Below are 1092 nucleotides of genomic sequence, written 5' to 3'. Positions count from 1 at the left end.
ATGCCCGTACGCAATACGTATGGCGTACGCCATAGAATATGGGTTACCTTGGCATAGCCGACAACGCCACACCCACCAGGGATGGCGGAGTAACCCCTCTTCACGCCCCGGAGCCACCCATGGCCGTGATCAGCCCTGCCCGCACCCGCCACACCGACTACCAGCAGCTGACCCGAGCCGCCCAGGACGTCATCGACAAGGCCATGCAGGAAGCCGACAACGCGGCCACCACCAGCGACTACGAGAACGCAATGCAGTACGTCGCTCTCGCCGCCGGCATACCCCTCCCCGCGTCCAAGGACCTCGCCGTCTGCTCCTGCCTCAACGACGCGGGCGGCTGCGGATGCGGCGCCATCTTCGACTCCAACGCCGAGGGCGTCGTCGTCACCGCGCTCCACGGACCGGACCGGAACCTTTCCGAGCTCCAGTGCCCGACCTGCGGCCACGACCACCCCCGCCCCATCAGCGACTGACCTCCCCAACTCCTCCCCGGGGGTCGCGTGAAGCCGACACCGCGCCCCCGGGGAGACCAACCCCGCAGGAGCAGCCATGAACACCCCCTACACCCTCCGCAAAATGGCCGAAGTCATCGACCTCAACGGCCTCCACCGCGGCGACCAGTTCGCAGCCCCCGGAATCCTCCCCCGCCTCGACATCAGCGCCCTCGCCTACGTCCTCGCCGAACGCCTCACCCCCGACCGCTACCCGCGCGAGTTCTTCACCGACGAATGCGCCTCCCTCCGCCTCATCGAAGCGTCCGCCGGGGCCATGACCGCGATCCGCGCCCTCTCCGACGCCCTCGACAGCGAGCCCTGCGAAACCGAGATCGCCCCCGGCCACAGCGTCCCGGACTACATCGAGCACGTCTCGAACTGGGCCGCCACCCCCGGCCTGTTCTCCACCACCCCGCCCTCCAACAGCGAGGTCATCGGCCGCATCCTCCGCGCCGCCGAGAAGACCCGCCAGGACGCCCCGCGGATCGCCAGCAACGGCCGACCGGGCTTCACCGACGCCTACGGCTTCTGCCTCACCTGCCGCGGCCATGGAGCCCTGACCACCGACGGCGAGGAGATCCCCCGCGAGGAGCTGAGC

The 1092-nt window shown here is 69.3% G+C and carries 2 protein-coding genes; both read left to right on the top strand.

Features of this window, described 5'->3' with window-relative positions:
• The first annotated feature begins 119 nt into the window (after window positions 1–119).
• Window positions 120–473 carry a hypothetical protein gene (locus IE258_RS41865; protein ID WP_189750816.1) on the top strand — a complete coding sequence of 118 codons (354 nt, stop codon included), beginning with the start codon at window positions 120–122 and terminating at the stop codon, window positions 471–473.
• Window positions 474–549: 76 nt separating this feature from the next.
• On the top strand, window positions 550–1092 hold a 543-nt coding region (locus IE258_RS40645; protein ID WP_189750815.1), incomplete at its 3' end, for a hypothetical protein.

The organism is Streptomyces tendae (assembly GCF_014650435.1).
Lineage (GTDB): Bacteria > Actinomycetota > Actinomycetes > Streptomycetales > Streptomycetaceae > Streptomyces > Streptomyces tendae.
Note: the sequence above shows the minus strand (reverse complement) of the source record. Positions and strands in the feature narration are given on the sequence as shown.

What these genes read in the sequence shown, in the direction of transcription:
- IE258_RS41865 (WP_189750816.1), top strand. Translation starts at nt 120, where the DNA reads ATGGCCGTGATCAGCCCTGCCCGCACCCGCCACACCGACTACCAGCAG.